Annotated in this window: 15 protein-coding genes; 4 read left to right on the forward strand and 11 right to left on the reverse strand. The window is 69.3% G+C overall.

Annotation, left to right across the window (positions count from 1 at the left end; translation table 11 throughout):
* Nucleotides 1-15: 15 nt before the first annotated feature.
* Genes mdoH through ASC46_RS01905 form a run of 3 tightly spaced genes read left to right on the forward strand, consistent with a single transcriptional unit; the run spans nucleotide 16 to nucleotide 3,645 of the window.
* Nucleotides 16-1,845 carry a glucans biosynthesis glucosyltransferase MdoH gene (mdoH, locus tag ASC46_RS01895; protein ID WP_055457593.1) on the forward strand — a complete coding sequence of 610 codons (1,830 nt, stop codon included), beginning with the start codon at nucleotides 16-18 and terminating at the stop codon, nucleotides 1,843-1,845.
* Nucleotides 1,842-2,609: an FkbM family methyltransferase gene (locus ASC46_RS01900; protein WP_055457594.1), complete on the forward strand. Its 768-nt coding sequence runs from the start codon at nucleotides 1,842-1,844 to the stop codon at nucleotides 2,607-2,609. Before mdoH ends, ASC46_RS01900 begins: the two co-directional genes overlap by 4 nt.
* 34 nt (nucleotides 2,610-2,643) lie before the next feature.
* Entirely contained in the window at nucleotides 2,644-3,645 is a 1,002-nt protein-coding gene (locus ASC46_RS01905; protein WP_055457595.1) for a hypothetical protein, read from the forward strand.
* Here the strand turns inward: ASC46_RS01905 and ASC46_RS01910 are convergent.
* The 3 genes from ASC46_RS01910 to ASC46_RS01920 form a co-directional block, all read right to left on the reverse strand.
* Nucleotides 3,639-7,946 (reverse strand): translocation/assembly module TamB domain-containing protein, encoded by a 4,308-nt coding sequence (locus tag ASC46_RS01910; protein WP_055457596.1) that lies wholly within the window; start codon nucleotides 7,944-7,946, stop codon nucleotides 3,639-3,641. The genes ASC46_RS01905 and ASC46_RS01910 overlap by 7 nt on opposite strands.
* A complete protein-coding gene (locus tag ASC46_RS01915) occupies nucleotides 7,946-9,925 on the reverse strand; it encodes an autotransporter assembly complex protein TamA (protein WP_055457597.1) in 1,980 nt (659 codons plus the stop codon). Before ASC46_RS01915 ends, ASC46_RS01910 begins: the two co-directional genes overlap by 1 nt.
* Nucleotides 9,926-10,128: 203 nt before the next feature.
* Nucleotides 10,129-10,845: a ribonuclease activity regulator RraA gene (locus ASC46_RS01920; protein ID WP_055457906.1), complete on the reverse strand. Its 717-nt coding sequence runs from the start codon at nucleotides 10,843-10,845 to the stop codon at nucleotides 10,129-10,131.
* 224 nt (nucleotides 10,846-11,069) lie between these two features.
* Between ASC46_RS01920 and ASC46_RS01925 the strand changes: the two genes are divergently transcribed.
* On the forward strand, nucleotides 11,070-12,281 hold the full coding sequence (locus ASC46_RS01925) for a urate hydroxylase PuuD (RefSeq protein WP_055457598.1): 1,212 nt from the start codon (nucleotides 11,070-11,072) through the stop codon (nucleotides 12,279-12,281).
* Between the two features lie 80 nt (nucleotides 12,282-12,361).
* Here the strand turns inward: ASC46_RS01925 and ASC46_RS01930 are convergent, their stop codons facing one another.
* The 8 genes from ASC46_RS01930 to ASC46_RS01965 form a co-directional block, all read right to left on the reverse strand.
* Nucleotides 12,362-13,411, reverse strand: a complete 1,050-nt coding sequence (locus ASC46_RS01930) for an endonuclease/exonuclease/phosphatase family protein (protein WP_055457599.1) — start codon at nucleotides 13,409-13,411, stop codon at nucleotides 12,362-12,364.
* A 252-nt stretch (nucleotides 13,412-13,663) separates the two neighbouring features.
* A complete protein-coding gene (locus ASC46_RS01935) occupies nucleotides 13,664-14,587 on the reverse strand; it encodes a sugar phosphate isomerase/epimerase family protein (RefSeq protein WP_245280438.1) in 924 nt (307 codons plus the stop codon).
* 27 nt (nucleotides 14,588-14,614) lie between these two features.
* The gene (gene ugpC, locus ASC46_RS01940) at nucleotides 14,615-15,727 is read right to left on the reverse strand and encodes a sn-glycerol-3-phosphate ABC transporter ATP-binding protein UgpC (protein WP_055457907.1); all 1,113 of its coding nucleotides are present in this window, start codon (nucleotides 15,725-15,727) and stop codon (nucleotides 14,615-14,617) included.
* Between the two features lie 14 nt (nucleotides 15,728-15,741).
* Nucleotides 15,742-16,662, reverse strand: coding sequence for an ABC transporter permease subunit (locus ASC46_RS01945; RefSeq protein ID WP_055457601.1), 921 nt, complete (start codon nucleotides 16,660-16,662; stop codon nucleotides 15,742-15,744).
* Nucleotides 16,663-16,672: 10 nt separating this feature from the next.
* Nucleotides 16,673-17,563 (reverse strand): ABC transporter permease subunit, encoded by an 891-nt coding sequence (locus ASC46_RS01950; protein WP_055457602.1) that lies wholly within the window; start codon nucleotides 17,561-17,563, stop codon nucleotides 16,673-16,675.
* Between the two features lie 70 nt (nucleotides 17,564-17,633).
* Nucleotides 17,634-18,980, reverse strand: a complete 1,347-nt coding sequence (locus ASC46_RS01955) for an extracellular solute-binding protein (RefSeq protein WP_055457603.1) — start codon at nucleotides 18,978-18,980, stop codon at nucleotides 17,634-17,636.
* 167 nt (nucleotides 18,981-19,147) lie between these two features.
* Nucleotides 19,148-19,663 carry an L-2-amino-thiazoline-4-carboxylic acid hydrolase gene (locus tag ASC46_RS01960; protein WP_245280439.1) on the reverse strand — a complete coding sequence of 172 codons (516 nt, stop codon included), beginning with the start codon at nucleotides 19,661-19,663 and terminating at the stop codon, nucleotides 19,148-19,150.
* Between the two features lie 11 nt (nucleotides 19,664-19,674).
* Nucleotides 19,675-20,382 (reverse strand): ABC transporter ATP-binding protein, encoded by a 708-nt coding sequence (locus ASC46_RS01965; RefSeq protein WP_055457604.1) that lies wholly within the window; start codon nucleotides 20,380-20,382, stop codon nucleotides 19,675-19,677.
* Nucleotides 20,383-20,386: the final 4 nt, after the last annotated feature.

Consider the following 20,386-nt stretch of genomic DNA (forward strand, 5'->3'; position numbering starts at 1 on the left):
AGCGGACGGTGCCAGATGACGGAACGGCTCGATCCTGTGACCCTCACCCTCATCGAGGGGGCACCCTCCTCATCTACGACACCGAGCGGAATGCAGTCCACCACGACGCTGCGGCGGCGACGGACCGTGGTCGGTGCGCTGAACCTCGCCACATGCGGCGCTCTCGCCGCGGCCATGGCATGGATCCTCTCCGCCGGCGGATGGAGCCTTCTCGACGGCCTCCTCCTCACCTGCTTTCTGCTCGTCACGCCCTGGACCGTGCTCGGCTTCTGGAATGCCATCATCGGCCTGTGGCTGCTGCACGGCCGACGCGAGGGACTTGCCGAGGTCGCGCCCTTCGCCAGCGCCGGCAACTCGGGCGAGGCCGTATTCCTGCGTACCGCCGTGCTTATGACGTTGCGCAACGAGGATCCGGCGCGCGCCTTCTCGCGCCTCTCGGCTGTCGCCGAGAGCATCGCCCGCACCGGTCACGGGCACCACTTCGCCTATTTCGTCCTGAGCGATACCTCCCGTCCCGAGATCGCCGCCGCCGAGGAGGAGGCCTTCGCGGCCTTCCGCGCCACGCTCGCGGATGGTGCCAGGGCCGTCTATCGCCGGCGAGAGGACAATGTGGGCTACAAGGCCGGCAACCTGCGCGATTTCTGCGCCCGCTGGGGCGGCGAGTACGAGCTGATGCTGCCGCTCGATGCCGACAGCCTGATGGCGGGCGAGACGATCGTCTCCATGGTGCGCATGATGCAGGCCTACCCCCGCCTCGGCATCCTGCAGAGCCTCGTCACGGGCATGCCGGCCGCGAGCGGCTTCGCGCGCATCTTCCAGTTCGGCATGCGCCACGGCATGCGGCCCTACACCATGGGAAGCGCCTGGTGGGCTGGCGATTGCGGGCCCTTCTGGGGTCACAACGCACTCGTGCGCATCGCGCCCTTTCGCGACGACTGCCATCTGCCGGTGCTTCGCGCTCGCCCCCCGCTCGGCGGCCCCATCCTGTCACATGACCAGGTGGAGGCTGCGCTCATGCGCCGCGCCGGCTACGAGGTACGCGTCCTGCCGGTCGAGGGCGGCACTTGGGAGGAAAACCCGCCCACGGTCGTGGATTTCGTCCGCCGTGACCTGCGCTGGTGTCTCGGCAACCTGCAATACATCAGGCTTCTCGGCCTGCCGGGCCTGCACCCCATGAGCCGCTTCCAGCTCCTGTGGGCCATCCTGATGTTCGTTGGCCTGCCGGCCATGACGGCGATGATCGCGCTGTCGCCCTTCGCGGTGCGCGAGGCACAGGCGGCGGGCGCCTTCCCGACGGCCCTGGCGGCTGGCCTCTACAGCCTTTTCCTGTTCATCTGCCTCTTCCCCAAGCTCGCCGGCCTCGCCGACATCGCGCTGACGCGTGACGGGCTCACCCGCTACGGCGGCGGGGCGCGCTTTGCCCTTTCGGCCTTCATCGAGATCGTCTTCGCCTTCCTGCAGGGGGCGGTGTCCTCCTTCCGCACCAGCCTCTTCATGCTCGGCCTCCTCGCCGGGCGGGCACATGTGGGCTGGAACGGCCAGGAGCGGGATGCCCATGCTCTCTCCTGGGCAACCGCAGCGGCCGGGCTGTGGCCGCAGACCCTGTTCGGCCTCCTCGTCTGCGGCGCGCTGGCCTGGGCCTCGCCGGCCGCCCTCCTGTGGAGCCTGCCGCTCACGGCGGGCTATCTTCTCGCCATCCCCTTCGCCGTCGTCACCGCGCGGCCGGCCCTCGGTGCATTCCTCGCGCGGCATCGGCTCTGCGCCATCCCCGAGGAATTCGACGAGCCTGCCGAGATCGCGGCCCTCGCACGCCCGGCGCCGCAGCCGGTGGCCGTCGCCGCATGAGCAGGCTCGGCGCCACCTTGACCGAATGGCGCGGGCTCGTCCGCTCCCTCGTCCTCTATCATGGCAACCGCGCCCGCCATCGCGCCATGGATGCGCTCCATCGCCGCTTCCTCGCCCCCGGGGACCTTGCCTTCGACATCGGCGCCCATGTCGGCGACCGGACCTCGTCGTTCCGCCGCATCGGTGCGCGTGTCGTCGCGGTCGAGCCGCAGCCGGGGCCGATGCGCCTCCTGCGTCTCGTCCATGGCCGCGACCGGGACGTGACCCTCGTCGAAGCCGCCGTCGGCGCGGCGGAGGGGACCGTCGAACTCCACGTCAACAGCGCCAATCCCACCGTCACCACCGCCTCCGGCGCGTTCCTCGCCGCCGCGCGCGACGCCGATGGCTGGCGCGAGCAGCGCTGGGACCGCACCCTGTCGGTGCCGATGACGAGCCTCGATGCGCTGATCGCCCGCCATGGCTTGCCGGCCTTCGTCAAGATCGACGTCGAGGGCTTCGAGGACGCGGTCCTTGCCGGGCTGTCGCAGCCGCTGCCCGCGCTGTCCTTCGAGTTCACCACCATCGCCCGCGACGTAGCCGGCCGCTGCCTCGACCGGCTCGCCGATCTCGGCCGCTACCGCTTCAACCTGTCGCTCGGCGAGGAGCAGCGCCTCGCCTTCGCTGAGCCCATTGTCGCCGGGGCGATGCGGGACCATCTCGCCGCATTGCCCCAACGCGCCAACTCGGGCGATGTCTATGCGACGCTCGCTGCAACGAGGCCCTGAGCGGCAGGAGACCGCCTTTTTCACAGGACAACGCATGTCGAGAACCATTTGGGGCCTGCTCGCCGCAGGCCTTCTTGCCGCCGCCATACCATACGCCAGCGCCGCCGAACTCGCCGCCCGTGTCGACAACGACAGCGAGCCCGTGCTGTGCGCCGAAAAGGACAACGTCAGCCTCACCTTCGCCAATCCGGCCGTGAAGCACTTCCGTATCCAGGCGGTCCACCCAGTCTATCTCGGCATGCTCGACACCGACCGCTGGGCAGCCGACTGGACGAGCTGCGACATGACGGGCGACCCCGTGCATGTGGCCGAGCCGCGCCGGGTCACCTTCTATGAGGCGCCCGACCTTTGGCTGGTCGGCTATACCTATCCGTCCTTCTGGCGGCCCAACGATGTGCCGGTGCGCGTCGGCAATCGTGTCGAGCACGGCCTGCATCTCATCCAGGTCTGGGTGCGCTACAAGGAACGGGCCGAGGAAGTGCTCGTGCTCTACCCGCCGGACGGCTACTGGCGGGCTCGCCCGATACCGCCCGGCGACATGCGCTGGACGGCCTACGGCAGTTCCTTCCTCGTCGGCCCCGTCAAGGACGAGGGGCGCCCGGTGGTGGCGCTGAAGGACATTGCCTTCGATCCCGCGACGCGGACCTTCACGCTCGCCTTCGCCGACGGCGGCGAGGGCAAGGTCCGGCTCGCGGCCCTCGACGAGGAGCATCTCGCGCTCGATGTCTCCTTCTCCGGCGCCCTGCCGCAAGAAAGGCCTTTCGCAGCCTTGCGCTCCATGTATGTGATGGAGGCCAATGCCGACACGGCGCGCGTCGCCTGGCGCGCGCCCGGCGCCAAGGGGTGGGACGAATCCCCCGTCATGACCTTCCCGGGCGGCGAGGCGACGGAGCTGTGGACCGGACGCGTCGTGCCTTCGCGCCACAATACCAGCGCGCCGGACCTGATCTTCGGGCGCTTCTCGGACGTCCCGCCCAAGCCGGACAAGCGGGATACTGCTCCCAGGGAGGCCACGAGCACGCCGCTCGCTCAGTAGTCCCATTCCATGCCGATGCCGACGGCGCTCGAGCCGTCGGCTCCCGCCTCGCCCTGCAGCTTGATGCGGTCGGTGATGTCGATGTCGACGGTCACACGGCTCGAGTCCGGCGTCGCGCCCTGCTTGACGCCGAGATAGATGTTGTCGTCGATGCGCTTGCCGATGCCAACGGCCACATTGCCGCGAACGTCGGTGTCGATGTCGACCGCATCAACGCCGAGCGAGCGGCTGAGGTCGTCGAGCACCCGGTTGCCGCCGGCGAACTGCGCCACCGCCTGCGCCAGTTGCAGCGCCTGACCGGCCGTCAGGTTGCCTGACGGCTTGCCGAAGAGAAGCCGGGCCAGTACCTCGTCCTGCGGCAGCTCGGGCGAGGAGGAGAAGCGCAGGTCCGGACGCGAGGCGATGCCGTCGACGGCGACACGCGCCGTCACGTCACCTGCCGGCGCCTCGGCCACGAAGTCGATCTGCGGATCGAGCGTGCCGGGGAAGGTGACGTTGCCGCGCGTGAAGGTGAGGCGCCGGCCGAGAACCTGGAAGGTGCCGCGGCGCATGGTGAAGCCGCCGTCGACGATCGGGTTCGACGACGTGCCGCGGATCGTGAGCGTGCCGCCGAGTTCGGCATTGATGCCCTGGCCGCGCACCAACACGCGCCCCGACGAGGCGTCCACCGTGATGTCGAGTGCGGCGTTGAAGGCCCCGCCCGCGGCGCGCGCCCGCCGCTCCCGCTCGGCCCTGGCACGCTCGGCGACGCGCGGCGGCGCATTCCTGTGGCGCACCTCGATCGGCGTCACGGACGGCGGCAGGCGGTCCGGCACGAAGATCTGCAGGTTCTCGACCGTCACGCGGCCTGAAACACGTGGGGTCGTGGCCATGGGGCCGGAGACCGCGAGGTCGAGGCCGACGACGGCATTGGTCGTATCGTTGGAGATGAGCTGGGCATTCGTCGCCCGCAGGGTGATGTTGCCCGGAAAGCCTGCGGCCGGATCGAGCGCGATGCGCCCGCTGCCGGTGATCGCGCCGCCGTTGCGCGCCCGCGCCGTGAGGCTCTGGATGACGAGCTCGCGCTCGGAGCCGGTGATCGTCGCATTGATGTCGGCGAGGAGGACGCCGTTGACGACGTCCTCGAAACGGCCGCCGACGAGGCGCACCGTGCCCTGCGCCCGCGGCGCGGCCATGGTACCGGTGAGGCGCAGGTCCGCCGTGGCCGAGCCGGCATAGCGCTGCCCGTCCGCCGCCGCGAGACGGTTGGCGACGGCCAGGTCGATGCGGCCCGCGATGGTGAGGTCGAGGTTGCCGTCAGGCGTCGTCGGCAGCGAGCCGGTGATGCGGATCGGCGCCTCTGAAATGCCGCGCACCGAGGCGTCGATCCCCGCCCGGCCGTCCGCCAGCGTCCCGCTCGCCTCGATGGCGAGCGGCGTCAGGCCCGCATCGCGGATCTGAGGCATGGTGAAGCCGCCGACCGACAGTCGGTAGCGCCCGTCCGGCCGCGCCGCGGTGCCGGCGATCTGCGCCTCGCCCGACAGTTGGCCGGCGAGGCCGAGGCCCGGCTTGGCGAGTTCGGCGACGGTGAGCGGCAGGTTGCGGGCCGTGACGGCAAGATCGAGCCGCTCGCCGGCCGAGCCGGAGACCGCGAACGAGCCGCCGTCGGCATTGACCACGAGATCACGGATCGTGACCGCGCCCCCGCGCAGGGCGAACGCCGCCCCGCGGGCGACGGTGACGCGCTGAGCGCCGCGCGAGGCGCTGGCGCTGTCCAGCGTCACGACCGTCTCGTCCGGGCGCATGGCGACCTGCGCGGTGGCGGCGACATCAACCCCGCGCACGACGCCGTTAAGGACGAGGCGCGTCGCCTCGCGCGTCCCTTCCGCCGAGATCTCCGCCCGCGGCACGTCCACGCCCGATACCGCGAGCCTCTCGAGCGCGACCTTGCCGTCGGCCACGAACTGGCCGAGCAGGTCGCGCACGCGCACGTCGACGTCGGCCACGGCAAGCGATGCGCCGAAGCCCGCGAAATCGGACACGCGCCCCTTGGCGGCGAGGTTCTGACGGCCGGCCTCGGCGGACAGGGTCAGGTCGAGGTCGACCGCGCCGGCCATCTCCATCAGCAGCAGCGGCGCGACATCGCCGAGGTCGCCGGCCCGGAGCGTCAGCCGCCCGCTCGCCAGCGAAGCCGGCGAGATGGCGAGCGCGCCCTGCGCGCGGACGGAGCCGAGGCCGATGTCGAGATCCGATACCGCCACCGCCCCCGCCGCATCGCGTGCGAAGCGGCCGCTGCCCGCCGCCGGCTTGCCGTCGACGCTGCCCGACAGCGTGAGCTGGCCTGTGGCAGCGCCCGTGACATCCTGGGCCTCGATGTCAGCCGTCAGCCGCTCGATCGGCCGGCCGAGGGCGCTCGCCTCGTCGATGGTCAGGCGCAGGCGCGCATCGAGCGCATCGAGCGAGCCGGTCAGCGTCGCATCCACATTGCCGCGTCCGGTAACGCGCGCATCGAGCTGCGAGAGGTCCGGCAGGTCGAGCTTGGCCGTGACATTGGCCCGGTCCGCCGTCGCCGAGCCGTCGGCGATGAGGCCGACATGGGCGCCCGAGACGGAGAAGCGCTCGAAGCCGAAGCTGCCGTCCGCATTGCGGCGGAAACCGCCGGACAGCCGGACATTGCGGCCGAGAAGGCCGTCGGCCTGCGCGACACCCGTCGCGAGGTCGCGCGCCATGCCGTTGAGCGTCACCGCGAGCCGCGTCAGGTCGAAGCTTGCGGAGACATCCCCGGTGAGCGCCACGACGCCGGCGAGCGGCTGGTCCGTGAAGGCGCGCAGCGCCGCAAGGTCCGCCCGCTCCACATTGACCTTGCCGTCCACCGCATCGCTCGTGACGGTGCCGGAGAAGGTCGCGGCCAGCGGCGCCAGATCGAGCCGAAGGGCGGCGATATCGGCGCCGCCCAGTGTGGCGGTGCCGTTCGCGGTCAGGCGCGCCTCATCGCCGATGACTCCGGCCAGCTCGGGCGCCTGCGGCGAGAGCCCCGAGAGATCGGCCGTGGCGTCGAAGGCAAAGCGCGTGTCCGGCTGCAACGGCGGTCCCAGCGCCTCGGCCTTGAGACCGATGACGGCGCGGCCGATGGCGTTCCCCACAATCGACAGGGCGTTGCCGGTGGCGGACAGGTCGAGCCTGGGTCGCGACAGCGGCCCCTCCACCGTGGCCGTCACCTCGAGGCCCTGCCAGGACAGCGCGACCGGCGCGAGCGCCGCATAGGGCATGGCCGACGGCAGGGAGAGGACGAGGCGGCCGCTCACGGCATCGCGGGCCTCGTCGAGGGCACCGGAGCCCCTCACGCGGCCGCCGGCGCCTTCGGCGAAGATCTCGCCGATCTCGATGCGCCCGTTGTCGAATCGTTTTCCCCGTGCCCGCAGCGTGGCCTCGCCGGTGGCGAGGGGTGCATAGCGGTCCGGCAGCAAGGCGGCGATGTCGGCCATGCCGTCGAGGGCGAGCACACGGCCGTCGTCGTCGCGCGTGATCGTCGCGGTGGCCCGTGCTTCGGCGCTCGCGCCGAGCGTCAGCACGAGGTCTCCGCGCCAGTCGTCGAGCGGGCCGTCGCCGCGCAGGGTGAAGTCGAGCGGCGGCAACTCCGGCAGGTTCGCAAGGCGCGAGACGATGCCGCCGGCTGGCTCCGCCGCCCTGAGGTCGACGACGAGCTGCTGGGTGTCAGGCACGAAGCGCAGAGTGCCGTCGACGGTGGCGGCGATCCCGTCCGTTCGCCGGACAGCGATCTCGCCGGACAGCCCGTCGGCCGGATCGACGAGCCGCGCGTTGCCGCTGACGGCGAGTTGCACCGGCTCCCCGATGAGCGCCTCGCCGAGGGCGATCTCATCGACGGCGAGCTGCTCGACGATGACGCCGACCGGCAGCCGCGGCAGGCCGGCGCTTTCGGCCGCCGGCTCGGTGCCGGGAACGGGCGTGCGGGTCACGGCGAGGCGCCCGGCCTCCATCGCCGTCACTTCGACCACCCCCGAGAGCAGCGACAGCGGCCGCCAGGCGAGACGCGCGCGGTCCAGCGTCAGCCACACACCGTCGCGATCGGCGACAGAGACGTCGCTCACGGTCATGTCGAAAGGCACCGGGCCGTCGAGTCGGCCAATCGCGAGACGCATGTCGGGGCTGCTCGCCAGGGTCTCGACGAGCCGCACGAGTTGCGCGCGGCCGGCATCGGTGCGCGTCAGGAGCACGGCAGCCAGGACGACGAGGGCGACCGCCCCGACGATGGTGAGGAGAATGGCGCGGGCGACGCGGCCCGCCTTGTTCGAGCGGCGCATCAGAAAGCCTGCCCCAGGCTGATGTAGAGGCCGAAGGGCGGGTCGCCCCTCTCCCTGTTGAGGCCACGGGCGATGTCGAGCCTCAGCGGCCCGATGGCGGTATAGTAGCGCAGGCCGATGCCCGCCGAATAGCGCATGGGTTCGTCGAAATCGGGATAGCTCGAGCGATAGGCCATGCCCGCATCGACGAAGGGCACGATGCCGATCGTGTCCGTCACCTTCATGCGCAGCTCGGCCGAGGCCTCCAGCAGGCTGCGCCCGCCGATGGGTTGGCCGAAGACGTTCTTCGGCCCGAGGCTCTGGTAGTCGTAGCCGCGCACCGACCCGCCGCCGCCGGCATAGAACCGGCGTGGCGGCGGGATGTCGCCGAGATCGGCCCCGATGAGGCTGCCGAACCCGACACGTCCCGCGAGCACGAAGCGCTCTTCGGCGTCGATCGGCCAGTAGCCGGAGAGGCTGGCCTTGACCATGGTCATATCGACGGTCGAGCCGAGGAAACTGGTGAACGGTTCCACCGTGACCGAGGCGCGGATGCCACGCTTCGGGTCGAGCTTGTCGTTGGTGTTGTCGTAGTCGACCTGCACAGGCACGCCGACGAGCGTGTACCAGCGGCCGGTATCGAAATCGGTATCGTAGCCGCGCAGGTATTTGGCACGCTCGATATCGAGGCCGATCTGACCCGACCATTCCCTAGTGAAACGCCGCTTGAGGGCGATGGCGCCGAGGAAGCCTTGGCGGGAATAGCTCTCCGTCACCTCGCGCAGGTAGGCCGCCTGCACGACGAGGTCGTCCTTCGCCGTGATGATGCCCGGCTTGGTGAAGGTGGCGCCGAAGCGGTAGCCGAGCTTGTCCTGCCACTCGGCCTTCTTGCCGGTCACGCCGATCGTGTTGATGTCGGTACCCGACACCTGGGCGTCGAGGCGCAGCCGCTCGGCTCCGCCGAAGAGGTTGCGGTGCCCCCAATAGGCGTTGATGCCCGGCCCCTCGGTCGTCGAATATTTCGCGCCGAAGCCGATGAAGCGCCGCGCCCGCTCCTGCACCTCGATGATGATGGGCAGGGTGCCGTCGGAATCGAGCGCATCGCCCTCGCGGATGCGCACCGAGCTGAAGACGTCGTATTCGCCGAGGTCGCGCCTCAGATCGGCCAGCGGCTCGGGCGAGAAGAGGTCGCCGGTCTTGAACGGCACCCGGTCCTCGACGAAGGAGGGGTCGAGCCGCTCGGTGCCCTGGACCGTCACCCGGCCGAAACGCGCCTTGCGCCCGGGCGCGACGAAGAAGGTCACGTCCATCGTGCGCGTCGCGTGGTCGACCACGGCCTCCCGCCGCGGCACGGCGGCGAAGGCGTAGCCTTCTTCGCGCAGGGCCGCGACGATGGCCCGCTCGCCGGCGAGCACGGCCGCGCTCTGGGCCGGCTCTCCCGGCACGAGCTTGGCCGGGGCCCAGCCGGCGGGCGGCGCGAGGGGCCGCCCCGTCGCTTCATCGACGACGGCAAGGCGCGAGAAGGTGAAGCGCGGCCCGAAGGTGATCGTGACCCGCACCGGCACCGAGCCGCGGGTGCGGATGGCATCGATGCGCTGCGGGGCCTGCGGCGAGGATACGTCGACGCCCGCCACGGTGATGTCGACGCGCGGCTGGTAATAGCCGAAGGCCGACAGCGCGCCGAGGAGCTGCTGCTTGTCGCCCTCGGCGCGCCTTTGCAGGCCGACGCCGCCCGAGGGCGGGTCGTTCTTCAGCTTCTCGAGGTTGGACAGTTCCTTCAGCCGGTCGCCGAGATCCTCGGTGTCGCCGCGGAAATCGAAGGTGACGTCGTAGGTGACCGGGTCGGGAACGGGAAAGGCCGGCCCCTCCTCCTTCTCCTCAGTACCGAAGAGGCGCGCGAAGAAGCCGGGCCGTTCACCGGCCTGCGCCTCGGCCACCGTGAGGACGAGCACGATCGCAGTGCCGGCGGCGAACCAGCCGCACCACGGCGAACGGCCCATGCCGCCCCTCTCGTCCTGTGGCAACCGGATAAGCAATACGTCGCAGCCGCTTCGGCAGCCTCCTTCGCCTCCCTCAGTCCGCTATACCCGCCGGATTGCGCCGTTATCGAGGCATAAAGCCCGGCTGGACGGCAGCACGCGCATATTCCAGGGTATTCTGCACAATATCGTGCAGAATTCGCTAACGATGCTGGGCGCTCAGTTCACCCCTCGCCGCCGTTCGCCGCCAGAAAGGCCTCATAGCGGGCCTTGTTGGCCTCGTTCGGCGGATAGAGGCCCGGCAGCGCGGCGCCGCTCTCGACCTCCCGCATGATCCAGCCTTCCAGCCGCTCCTGTGCCACGGCGGCCTTGACCACGTCGTCGAGCAGCGCGCGGGGAATGAGCACCGCCCCGTCGTCGTCCGCCACCACCACATCGTCGGGGAAGACGGCGACGCCGCCGCAGGCGACCGGCTCCTGCCAGCCGACGAAGGTGAGGCCTGCGACGGACGGTGGCGCGGCCGCGCCCTGGCACCACACCTTGAGGCCTGTGCCGAGCACTCCGGCCAGATCGCGGACGACACCGTCGGTGACGAGGGCGGCGACGCCCCGCTTCTGCATGCGCGCGCACAGGATATCGCCGAAGATGCCGGCATCGGTGACGCCCATGGCATCGACCACGGCCACCGCTCCTTCCGGCATCGCCTCGATGGCGGCGCGGGTGGAGGTGGGGGAGGACCAGGATTCCGGCGTCGCGAGATCCTCCCGCGCCGGCACGAAGCGCAGCGTGAAGGCGGGGCCGACGACGCGCTTCTGGCCCGGCACGAGCGGACGCGTGCCGCGCATCCACACATTGCGCAGCCCCTTCTTGAGGAGAACGGTGGTCAGCGTGGCGGTGGAGACTTCGGCGAGGGCGGCGGCAACGGCGGGGTCGAGGCTCATGGCGGTCCTGTGCAGCTTCGCGAGGCCCGGCGTGCGGCGGGCGGGAGCGCGAGTCATAGGCCGGGCAGGAGCCTCCAGGCAACCACCGCAGCTCCGCACCGGATGCAGGGCGATCCACGCACGCCCGGCGTCGGAGGCAACGGAACCGCGCTTGCCGAGCTGGCATGCCCCATGCAGGCTGATGCCCCCCGCCGGACGGGCGGGCGATTCACCGGGAGCTGGGCATGGGGGCAATCGTCTGGGAATGGCTCAATTTCGGCGTGCGCTGGCTGCACGTCATCGCCGGCATCGCCTGGATCGGCTCGTCATTCTATTTCGTGCACCTCGACCTCAGCCTCAAGCCACGTGAGGGCCTGCCGAAGGAAGCCTATGGCGAGGCCTGGCAGGTGCACGGCGGCGGCTTCTACAACATGGTGAAATATCTCGTCGCGCCGCAATCGATGCCGGACGAGCTGACCTGGTTCAAATGGGAGGCCTATACCACCTGGCTCTCCGGCGCAGCGCTGATGGTGCTCGTCTATTACATGGGCGCCGAGCTCTATCTCATCGATGCCGACGTCCTGCCCCTGCCCGCCTGGGCGGCAATCGCCCTCTCCGTGGGCGGCCTCGCGCTCGGCTGGCTCATCTATGACGGCCTGTGCCGCTCGCCACTCGGCCGCAACGACACCCATCTCGCCCTCGCCGGCTTCGTCTTCCTCGTCGCGCTCGCCTACGGCTTCGGCCTCGTCTTCTCCGGGCGCGGCGCCTTCATGCAGATGGGCGCGCTCATCGGCACGATGATGGTGGCGAACGTCTTCCTCGTCATCATCCCCAACCAGCGCAAGGTGGTGGCGGCGCTGATCGTCGGCGAGACGCCGGACCCCGCCCTCGGCGCCAAGGGCAAGCAGCGCTCGCTGCACAACAACTACCTGACGCTGCCGGTCGTCTTCGTCATGATCGGCAATCACTATCCGCTCGCCTTCGCCACGCAATATGCCTGGGCCATCCTCGCCTCAGTCATCGTCATGGGCGCGCTCATCCGCCATTTCTTCAACACCATGCACAAGACAGGCGAGATGAAGACGTGGCCGTGGTTCGCCTCCGCCCTGCTCCTCCTCCTCGTCATGTTCCTGAGCGCGCTCGGGCCGAAGGGGCCCGTGCGCGGCACCATGGATGCCGCCGCGCCGGCCGGCCCGGTCACCTTCGCCCGCGTGGAGGAGATCGTCACCAGCCGCTGCAGCATGTGCCACGCGATGGAGCCGGTGTGGGACGGCGTCGTCGTGCCGCCGAAGAACGTGCTCCTGGAAACGGGTGACGAGATCCGCCTGCGCGCCCACGACATCGCCATGCAGGCCGCCTTCACCGGCGCCATGCCGCCCGGCAACGTCACGCAGATGACGCCCGAAGAACGTGCGGTGCTGGCGCGCTGGTTCGAGGGTGGTGCGGCGGGGCAGTAAGACCGGCGGCAATCACGCACGGCTGTCTCGCATGCACACACCAGTTCCCTCGCCCCGCCTGCGGCGGAGAGGGTGGAAATTCACCCCTGCCGCGGGCGGACGTCGGCCACGACGAGGTCGTGGTCGGAGATGGCGTTGCCGGCCGCATCGACCGCCGGCACCGTTGCTGGATCGGCCACGGCGACGCCGCGGCAGAACAGCCAGTCGAGCCGGGTAAACGGCGCCTCGGGCGTGCCGTCCGGCCGCGTGCGCAGGCTGACATGGCGCGTGTTGCAGGTCTCCCAGGCAAAGCCTGCGGCCCGCATCTCGGCAAAGAGCGGCTCGGCCTCCTCGACGGCTTCGAGCGGCAGTTCCGCGCCGGCCGGGCCGACGGGCAGCGCATTGGTGTTGAGGTCCCCGCCGATGACGACGGGCACCCCCAGCGCCATATCCTCCAACGCGGCGAGCAGCCGCCGCACCTGGGCTGCGCGGTCCGCGGCGTCGCTGTTGCTTTCGAGGTGGACGGACACGGCGAGCAACTCGCCCGCCGCCCCCGCGACGCGGGCCGCGATCGCCATGCGCCCACCGAGCCGCCGCTGCCCGACCTCGGCCCCCGCGAACCACCGCCCGCCCTCGTCGAGGCGGATAACCGCCACGTCACGGAACGGCAGCCGCGACAGGATGGCATTGCCGTGCAGGCCGACCGCATTGGTCTGCCCCGCGTGCCAGACGCGCTCGCGCGTGTCGCCGAGCCCGAGTTCGACGAATTCCGTACCGAAGACGTAGCCCATGCCGAGCGCATCGGCTAGGAGCCGCACGGTGTGGACATTGCCCGAGCGCGCCATGCCGATGTCCATCTCCGACAGGAGGACGACATCGGCATCGACCTGCCGGAGCAGCACGACGGACGCCTCGTGATACTTGCAGCGCTCCGCATTCCAGGCCGCGATGCGCAGCGTCGCGGCGCCCCCCGTGACCGCCGCCACGGGCCGCATCTCGATGGCGTTGAGCGCCTGCAGGTTCGCGGCGATTCGGTCATGCTCCGCCTGGACGGCCGGCACGCGCCGGGCCTCGTCCAGGATGCCGTAGCCCGGCCCGCGCAGTTCGGCGGTCGTCGCGGTGACGAGACGCTCAAGGGTGGTGATGGTCATGATGGGATCACTTTCGGCGAGCTGTTACCGCAAAGCGCGGCACACCGGCTGATATCGGCTCTGGCGCGTCCTTATCGTCCGAGCGCATGCGTCGCACGGTATTTCCCAAAAGCAGACGCCATGGCAAGCGAACCGCCCGTCATGGCCGGGCTCGTCCTGGCCATCCACGCCTGGCGACTTGCGCGGCTTTCAAGGCGGGGATGCCCGCGAGGAGCGCGGGCATGACGGCAGGTGGTACCGCCCCTCACCACTTCACGCGGCGACGGCGGCCTTCTCGTCGGCGAGGGCGGCAAGGCCGCGGGCGCGGGCGAGGCAGGCCGGCAGTTCCGGTTCGAAGCGCTCGGTGATCTCCATGATCATGGTCGTGCCCGCCGGAAAAGTAAGTTCCGCGAAGATCTCCTCCCACGGGATGTCGCCCCAGCCAAGCGGCATGTGCAGGTCGCCGATGCCGAGCGCCATCGCCTCGCCCGGGTGGAAGAAGCGCGTCATCGTATAGGGGCGGCCGAAGGAATCGTGCACGTGCAGGTGGCCGGCCACGGGCGCCATGGCGCGGATCTCCGCCCGCCAGTCGAGGCCGCGGCGCTTCGATTCGATATAGGCGTGGCTGAAGTCGATCAGCGCGCAGAGGTTCGGATGGCCGATGGCGGCCACCGTCGCGGCAACCTCGGACGGCGTCTGGCGGTATTCGTCGTCGCCCATGGCGAAGATGTTCTCGAGCGCGATGCGCACGCCATAGCCGCGGGCAACCTCGGCCATCTCGGCGAGCGCCTCGCGCTCCATGGCATCGACGAGACCCATCTCGCCGCGCGTCTTCATGGGCGCCATGCCGGAGTGGTGCACGAGGACGCTCGCCCCGACGCGGTCGCACAGCTCGAGCATCGCCCGCATCGCCGCCTTCTGGTACGGCAGGTTGACCATATCCATGAAGTTCGAGCAGACGAGGCCGTGCACCGTATAGCCGAGCTTGTAGCGCTTGGTGATCTCGACGAGCCTGCCGATCCGCTCGGGCAGCACGCGCCCGCCGGAGACGAGGTCCTCGCTGTAGAGCGACAGTTCGGCGATGTCGGCGCCGAGGTCCGCATGGCGGGCGAGCGCCCGCTCCAGCACGGAAAGGTCGCCGGTGCCGTTGCCCGTGCAGAAGCCGACGCCGGCGATGATGTTGCTTGCTTGCGACATGATGCGTTCCATCCTCCTCGCGAATTGTCAGGCAGCGGCGACCGCCGCGCGGCTCGTCTCGACGCTCTCGGCAAGGCCGAGGCGCAGCCCCGTCTCGCCGTCGAAGAAATGCAGGCTCTGGGGCAGGAGCTTGAGGCCGACGCGCTCGCCCGGGGCGAGATCCGTCTCCTCCGACAAGGTCACGGCGAAGGGCAGGCCGTCGATGTCGGTGTAGACGACCCGGCCGGCGCCGAGTTCCTCCACGAAATCGACCGTCGCCGGCAGGGCACCGGGGCTGTCGGCGGCAACGAGCTCCACCTGCTCCGGCCGCACGCCGAGCGCCACCGGCCGGCCGGCATGGGCGCGGGCGAACGGCCATTCGACGGCGACGCGCCGGCCGTCGAAGGTGAAGCTGTCGGCAGCCATTGTGCCGTCGATGAAATTCATGGCGGGAGCGCCGATGAAGGCGCCGACGAAGCGGGTGCGCGGCCGATGGTAGACCTCGGCCGGGGCGCCCACCTGCTCGACGCGACCGCCGTTCATGACAACGAGGGTATCGGCCAGCGTCATCGCCTCCACCTGGTCATGCGTGACGAAGACCGAGGTCGCCGCGAGGCGCTTGTGCAGGCGGCGAATCTCGGCACGCATCTGCACCCTGAGCTTGGCGTCGAGGTTCGACAAGGGCTCGTCGAACAGGAACACCTTGGGCTCGCGCACGATGGCGCGGCCCATGGCGACGCGCTGGCGCTGGCCGCCCGAGAGCTCGCCCGGCCGGCGGCTGAGGTAGTTCTCGAGGCCGACCACGCGCGCCACCTCGGCGACGCGCCGCTCGCGCTCCGCCTTCGGCACGCCGGCGACCCTGAGCGCATAGCCGATGTTGCCGGCGACGCTCATATGCGGATAGAGCGCGTAGTTCTGGAACACCATGGCGCAGCCGCGCTCGCGCGGCTCCAGCCGGTTGACGACCTTGTCGCCGATACGGATCTCGCCCGCCGTGATCTCCTCGAGCCCGGCGATCATGCGCAGCAGGGTCGACTTGCCGCAGCCGGACGGGCCGAGAATAACGACGAAAGCGCCGTCCGCGAATTCGAGATCGACCCCGTGCACCACCTCCCTCTTGCCGTAGGCCTTGCGCACGTTGCGGATGGAAATGCTGGACATGTCCTTGAGCTCCGTCACTTCTCGGTGGCGATGAGGCCGCGCACGAACCAGCGCTGCATCAGCGCCACGACCACGACCGGCGGCAGCATGACGATGAGCGCCGCCGCCATGGCGACGTTCCAGTCCGGCAGGCCGCCGTAGGGGTTGGGCACCATCTGCTTGAGCGCGATGATGGCGGTGCCGTAGGTGCCCCGGTCCGTGGTGACGAGCAGCGGCCACAGGTACTGATTCCAGGCGTAGACGAACATGATGGTGGCGAGCGCCAGCATGTTGGTGCGCGACAGCGGCATCAGGATCTCGACGAAGAAGCGGAAGGCCCCTGCCCCATCCATCTTCGCGGCTTCCGCGAGTTCGTCCGGCACCGTCATGAAGAACTGGCGATAGAGGAAGGTGCCGGTGGCAGTAGCGACCAGCGGCAGGATGAGCCCGACATAGGAGTTGAGCAGGTTCCACTGCAGCGACACCTGGACGCCGGACAGGACGGCGATGAGCGCGCTGATGCCAGTGACATCGAGGATCGCCTGCAGCGGCGCGAGCGCGTTGGCCGCGATCGCATAGGTCGGCACGATGCGCACCTCGAGCGGCAGCATGAGCGTGACGAAGATGACCCAGAAGAAGATCGTCCTCAGGCGGTAGTTGAAATAGACGATGGAGAAGGCGCTGAGCGCCGCGATCATCACCTTGCCCAGGGTGACGCCCGTCGCAAGAATGAAGCTGTTGGCGAGCTTGGTGCCGAAGTCTCCCCGCTGCCAGGCCGCGCCGAGATTGGTAAGAAGCTCGTCGCCGAGGGCGAAGCTGAAGGGAATGCGGTTGACCGCCTCGACAGTCTGCGTCGCCGCCGTGAAGGCCATCCACACCGGCAAGAGCACGACGAGGAGCCCGCCGAGCATGATGGCGTAAGTGACGGCATTGAAGATGGGGGTGCGCTCGATCATCTCGCCCGCCTCACTTGTAGTGCACGCGCCGCTCCACCCAGCGAAACTGGATGAAGGTGAGCACCATGACGAGCAGCATGAGGATGATGCTCTGGGCCGCGGCGCCGGAATAGTCGAGGCCTTTGAAGCCGTCGGAATAGATCTTGTAGACGAGGAGGTTGGTCGCGTTGGCCGGCCCGCCCTCGGTGAGGATGTCGACGATGCCGAAGCTGTCTGCGCCGACGAAGCTCTCGGTGAGGTTGATGACGAGCAGGAAGAAGAAGGTCGGCGTCAGCAGCGGCAGCTGGATGTCGAGCATGCGCCTGAGCGGCCCGGCGCCGTCCATGGCGCTCGCCTCCGTCAGTGCCCGCGGGATCGACTGCAGCGCCGCAAGCAGGAAGATGAAGTTGTAGCCGATCCACTTCCACGCGAAGCACAGGACGACGAGCGTCATCGCCTGGGCGCCGTTGATCGACGGATTCCAGAGCCCCGGCCACCACTGGTTGACGAAGGCGACGAGCCCCGTCTCGGGCGCGAAGATGAAGCGGAAGGCGAGGCTCACGGCCGGCGCCGCAACGGCATAGGGCCACACGTAGAAGGAGCGAAAGCTCTTCGAGCCGCGCAGCTGCCGGTCGACGAAGAGGGCGAGCACCAGAGCCTGGGCGAGCGCCAGCGCCGTGGCCGCAAAGGCGAAGACGCAGCTCGCCGCGACCGACGACCAGTATTTGGCGTCGTTCAGCACGGCGCTGAAATTCTCGAGGCCAACCCACTGGTTGCCGCCGCCCCAGGGCATCTCCAGCGTGAAGGCCCAGTAGAGCGCGGCACCCGTCGGCCAGTAGAAGAAGACGAAGACGAGCAGCAGCTGCGGCAGAATGAGCAGGTAGGCGAGGCTGCCGGCCCTGAAGACGGCGCGCTTTTCCATCGGATCGGCTCCGGAGGCTCGACGCGGGACGCCGCGGCGCCGGAAAGGCGCCGCGGCCGTTCAGATGGCCTCAGAGGAGGCTCTTGCCCGCGTAGGTCTTCTCGAAGCGGCGCAGCACGGCGTTGGAGCGCTCGGCGGCCTCGTTCAGCGCTTCCTCGACGCCGACCTTGCCGGCGAAGATGCCCTGCAGCGCGTCCGTCACCTCCTTGCGGATCTGCATGAAGCCACCGAGGCGGATGCCGCGGGTGATCGGCGTCGTCGGCGTATAGGTCAGGCTCTCGATGGCGAGCTCGCGGCCCTTATAGGGCGCCTTGTCATAGAAACCCTTGGCCTTCATGGCCTCGAAGCCGGAGTTCGTCACCGGGATGTAGCCGGTGACCGTCGACCACCACTCAGCCGATTCCGGCGTGCCGATGAACTTGAGGAAAGCAGCGGCCCCCTTGTATTCCGGCTCCGACTTGCCGGCGAGGACCCACAACGAGGCGCCGCCGACGAGCGAGTTCCTGCGCTCGGTGCCCTTCCACACCGGCAGCATGGCAACGTCCCACCTCATGTCGGGAGCGGCCGTCTTGCCGATGGTGCCGTGGTCCGCGATCGAGGTCTGGATCATCTGGCAGGCGCCGGAGGCGAAGGACGGCACGATGTCCATGCCCGCCTCCTTCGTGCGCACCACGAAGACCCCTTCGTCCGCCATGCGCTTGAAGAACTTCACATGGTCGACGAACTTCGTCTTGTTGAACACGACTTCGGCGTCGAGCCCGTCATAGCCGTTGTTCTTGGTGGCGATCGGCTCGCCGTGGATGGCCGAGAACTGCTCCAGGATCTGCCAAGTGTCGAAGTTGAAGCCGAGCGGGCACTCGTAGCCGGCCTTCTTCAGTTCGCGCGCCACCTCTTCCACCTCCTCCCAAGTGGAGGGAGCCTTGTCGCGGCCGATCCTGGCGAAGGCGTCCCTGTTCCAGTAGAGCATCGCCGTCGAAGAATTGTAGGGGAAGGACAGAAGCTCGCCCTTCGCCGTCGCGTAGTAATTGGCGATGCCGGAGAAGTAGTCGCCCCACTTCACCTCGTAGCCGTTGTCCGCCATCAGCTTGCGCGCCGGCACATAGGCGCCGGAGAGCATAAGGTCGAGCGTGCCGCCGTCATAGACCTGCACGACGGTTGGCTGCTTGCCGGCGCGGTAGGCGGCGATGGCGTTCTGCACCGCGTTGGGATAGCCGCCCTGGCCGACGCAGACGGCCTCGAATTCCTGCTGCGAATCGTTGAAACGCTTGCAGGTTTCCTGCACGCGCTCGCCGAGGTCGCCCGTGAGGCCATACCAGAACTCGAAACGGGCGCGCTCGGCGGCGGCCGGCGAAACGGCGAATGCGGCGACGAGCGCACCCGCGGCCGCAGCCATCTGCAGCTTGCTGACGAAGGACATTCCGCAACTCCCTGATGCTGGCGGGCCAGGCGGCCGGCCCTCATGCCGAGAGGTTGCTACGCCCTGTGTCTGACAGTTTTATTTCATTTCCACAGCGCTTAACTCAGCCGGCAAAGCGAACGACTGTCATTATTCTGTCAGGCGACGCGGCGGGAGGTCGACATCTCTCAGCCTTCGGCCTTTTCGTATGTATAGCGGAAATCGCAGTGGCTCGCGCCCTGCATGATGGTCTGCGAACGGGCGAGCTTGAGCCTGTCGTCATAGCCCTCGCAGAAGGTGCCGTCCCGCTGGCACGACAGCAGGTGGCCGATCTCACCGAGGCCCATCTGCCGGTACATCTCCGCATAGCGGCAGCGGGTGACGTTGAAGGCGAAGGTCGTCTCGGTCTTCTCGATCACGTCGATCTCGAGCGCGTTCTCCATGGTCCACAGCGGCTGCAGCGCGGCAAAACCCTCGATGGAGGTCTCGCCGTTCTGCATGGCGGCGAATCGCGCGCCCTGCTCGATGGAGGAGCGGCGCACCGCATCGGCCACCGCCTTCTGCGCCACCGCGACGCCGTGGCTCTCCTTCAGCGTCTCGTAGACATGCTTGAGGATCTCCGCCTCGATGCGCCGGCGCTCGATCATCGGCATCGGCGGGGCGGCCGCCGTCTCCTTGGCTGTCGTATCCTTGGCTGAAGCCATCATCCTCTCCTCTATCCGGCGACGTGGCCGCCGAGATAGGCCTCGACGATGCGCGGATCGTTAGCGAGTTCGGCCGCAGGCCCGGCAAGGACGACGCGCCCCCCTTCCATCACCGCGGCCCTGTCGGCGACCCTGAGCGCCCCGCGCGCATTTTGCTCGACGATCAGGATCGACACGCCCTGCTCGCGGATCCGCGCGACGAGATCGAAGATAAGCTTGACGAGCTTGGGCGCAAGGCCGAGCGACGGCTCGTCCAGAAGCAGCACCCTGGGGCTGCGCATGAGGGCGCGGGCGATGCACAGCATCTGCTGCTCGCCGCCCGAGAGCGACCCCGCCGCCTGCCCCATGCGCTCGCCGAGGATGGGGAAGAGCGGCAGCACCTCGTCGATGCGGGCAAGGCCCTGCGGGCCGCCGCCGAGGACGAGGTTCTCGCGCACGCTCATGGTGGCGAAGATCTGCCGCCCCTCGGGCGCCTGGCAGAGGCCGCGCGCCACGATGGTGTGCGAGGGCGCGTTTGTAATGTCCTCGCCGGCGAGCGTGATCGTGCCGCCCCTGACGCGGTAGATGCCCGAGAGCGCGCGCATCAGCGTCGTCTTGCCGACGCCATTGGCGCCCAGCATGGCGACGATCTCGCCTTCGCCGAGGTCGATGTCGATGCCGTGCAGGATCTCCTGCACGCCCATGGAGACGTGGAGGTCGCGGACTTCGAGAAGCGCCATGGCC

Origin of the sequence: Chelatococcus sambhunathii (assembly GCF_001418005.1) — a bacterium.
Taxonomy (GTDB): Bacteria; Pseudomonadota; Alphaproteobacteria; order Rhizobiales; family Beijerinckiaceae; genus Chelatococcus_A; species Chelatococcus_A sambhunathii.

What these genes read in the sequence shown, in the direction of transcription:
- mdoH (WP_055457593.1), top strand. Translation starts at nt 16, where the DNA reads ATGACGGAACGGCTCGATCCTGTGACCCTCACCCTCATCGAGGGGGCA.
- ASC46_RS01900 (WP_055457594.1), top strand. Translation starts at nt 1,842, where the DNA reads ATGAGCAGGCTCGGCGCCACCTTGACCGAATGGCGCGGGCTCGTCCGC.
- ASC46_RS01905 (WP_055457595.1), top strand. Translation starts at nt 2,644, where the DNA reads ATGTCGAGAACCATTTGGGGCCTGCTCGCCGCAGGCCTTCTTGCCGCC.
- ASC46_RS01910 (WP_055457596.1), bottom strand. Translation starts at nt 7,946, where the DNA reads ATGCGCCGCTCGAACAAGGCGGGCCGCGTCGCCCGCGCCATTCTCCTC.
- ASC46_RS01915 (WP_055457597.1), bottom strand. Translation starts at nt 9,925, where the DNA reads ATGGGCCGTTCGCCGTGGTGCGGCTGGTTCGCCGCCGGCACTGCGATC.
- ASC46_RS01920 (WP_055457906.1), bottom strand. Translation starts at nt 10,845, where the DNA reads ATGAGCCTCGACCCCGCCGTTGCCGCCGCCCTCGCCGAAGTCTCCACC.
- ASC46_RS01925 (WP_055457598.1), top strand. Translation starts at nt 11,070, where the DNA reads ATGGGGGCAATCGTCTGGGAATGGCTCAATTTCGGCGTGCGCTGGCTG.
- ASC46_RS01930 (WP_055457599.1), bottom strand. Translation starts at nt 13,411, where the DNA reads ATGACCATCACCACCCTTGAGCGTCTCGTCACCGCGACGACCGCCGAA.
- ASC46_RS01935 (WP_245280438.1), bottom strand. Translation starts at nt 14,587, where the DNA reads ATGTCGCAAGCAAGCAACATCATCGCCGGCGTCGGCTTCTGCACGGGC.
- ugpC (WP_055457907.1), bottom strand. Translation starts at nt 15,727, where the DNA reads ATGTCCAGCATTTCCATCCGCAACGTGCGCAAGGCCTACGGCAAGAGG.
- ASC46_RS01945 (WP_055457601.1), bottom strand. Translation starts at nt 16,662, where the DNA reads ATGATCGAGCGCACCCCCATCTTCAATGCCGTCACTTACGCCATCATG.
- ASC46_RS01950 (WP_055457602.1), bottom strand. Translation starts at nt 17,563, where the DNA reads ATGGAAAAGCGCGCCGTCTTCAGGGCCGGCAGCCTCGCCTACCTGCTC.
- ASC46_RS01955 (WP_055457603.1), bottom strand. Translation starts at nt 18,980, where the DNA reads ATGTCCTTCGTCAGCAAGCTGCAGATGGCTGCGGCCGCGGGTGCGCTC.
- ASC46_RS01960 (WP_245280439.1), bottom strand. Translation starts at nt 19,663, where the DNA reads ATGGCTTCAGCCAAGGATACGACAGCCAAGGAGACGGCGGCCGCCCCG.
- ASC46_RS01965 (WP_055457604.1), bottom strand. Translation starts at nt 20,382, where the DNA reads ATGGCGCTTCTCGAAGTCCGCGACCTCCACGTCTCCATGGGCGTGCAG.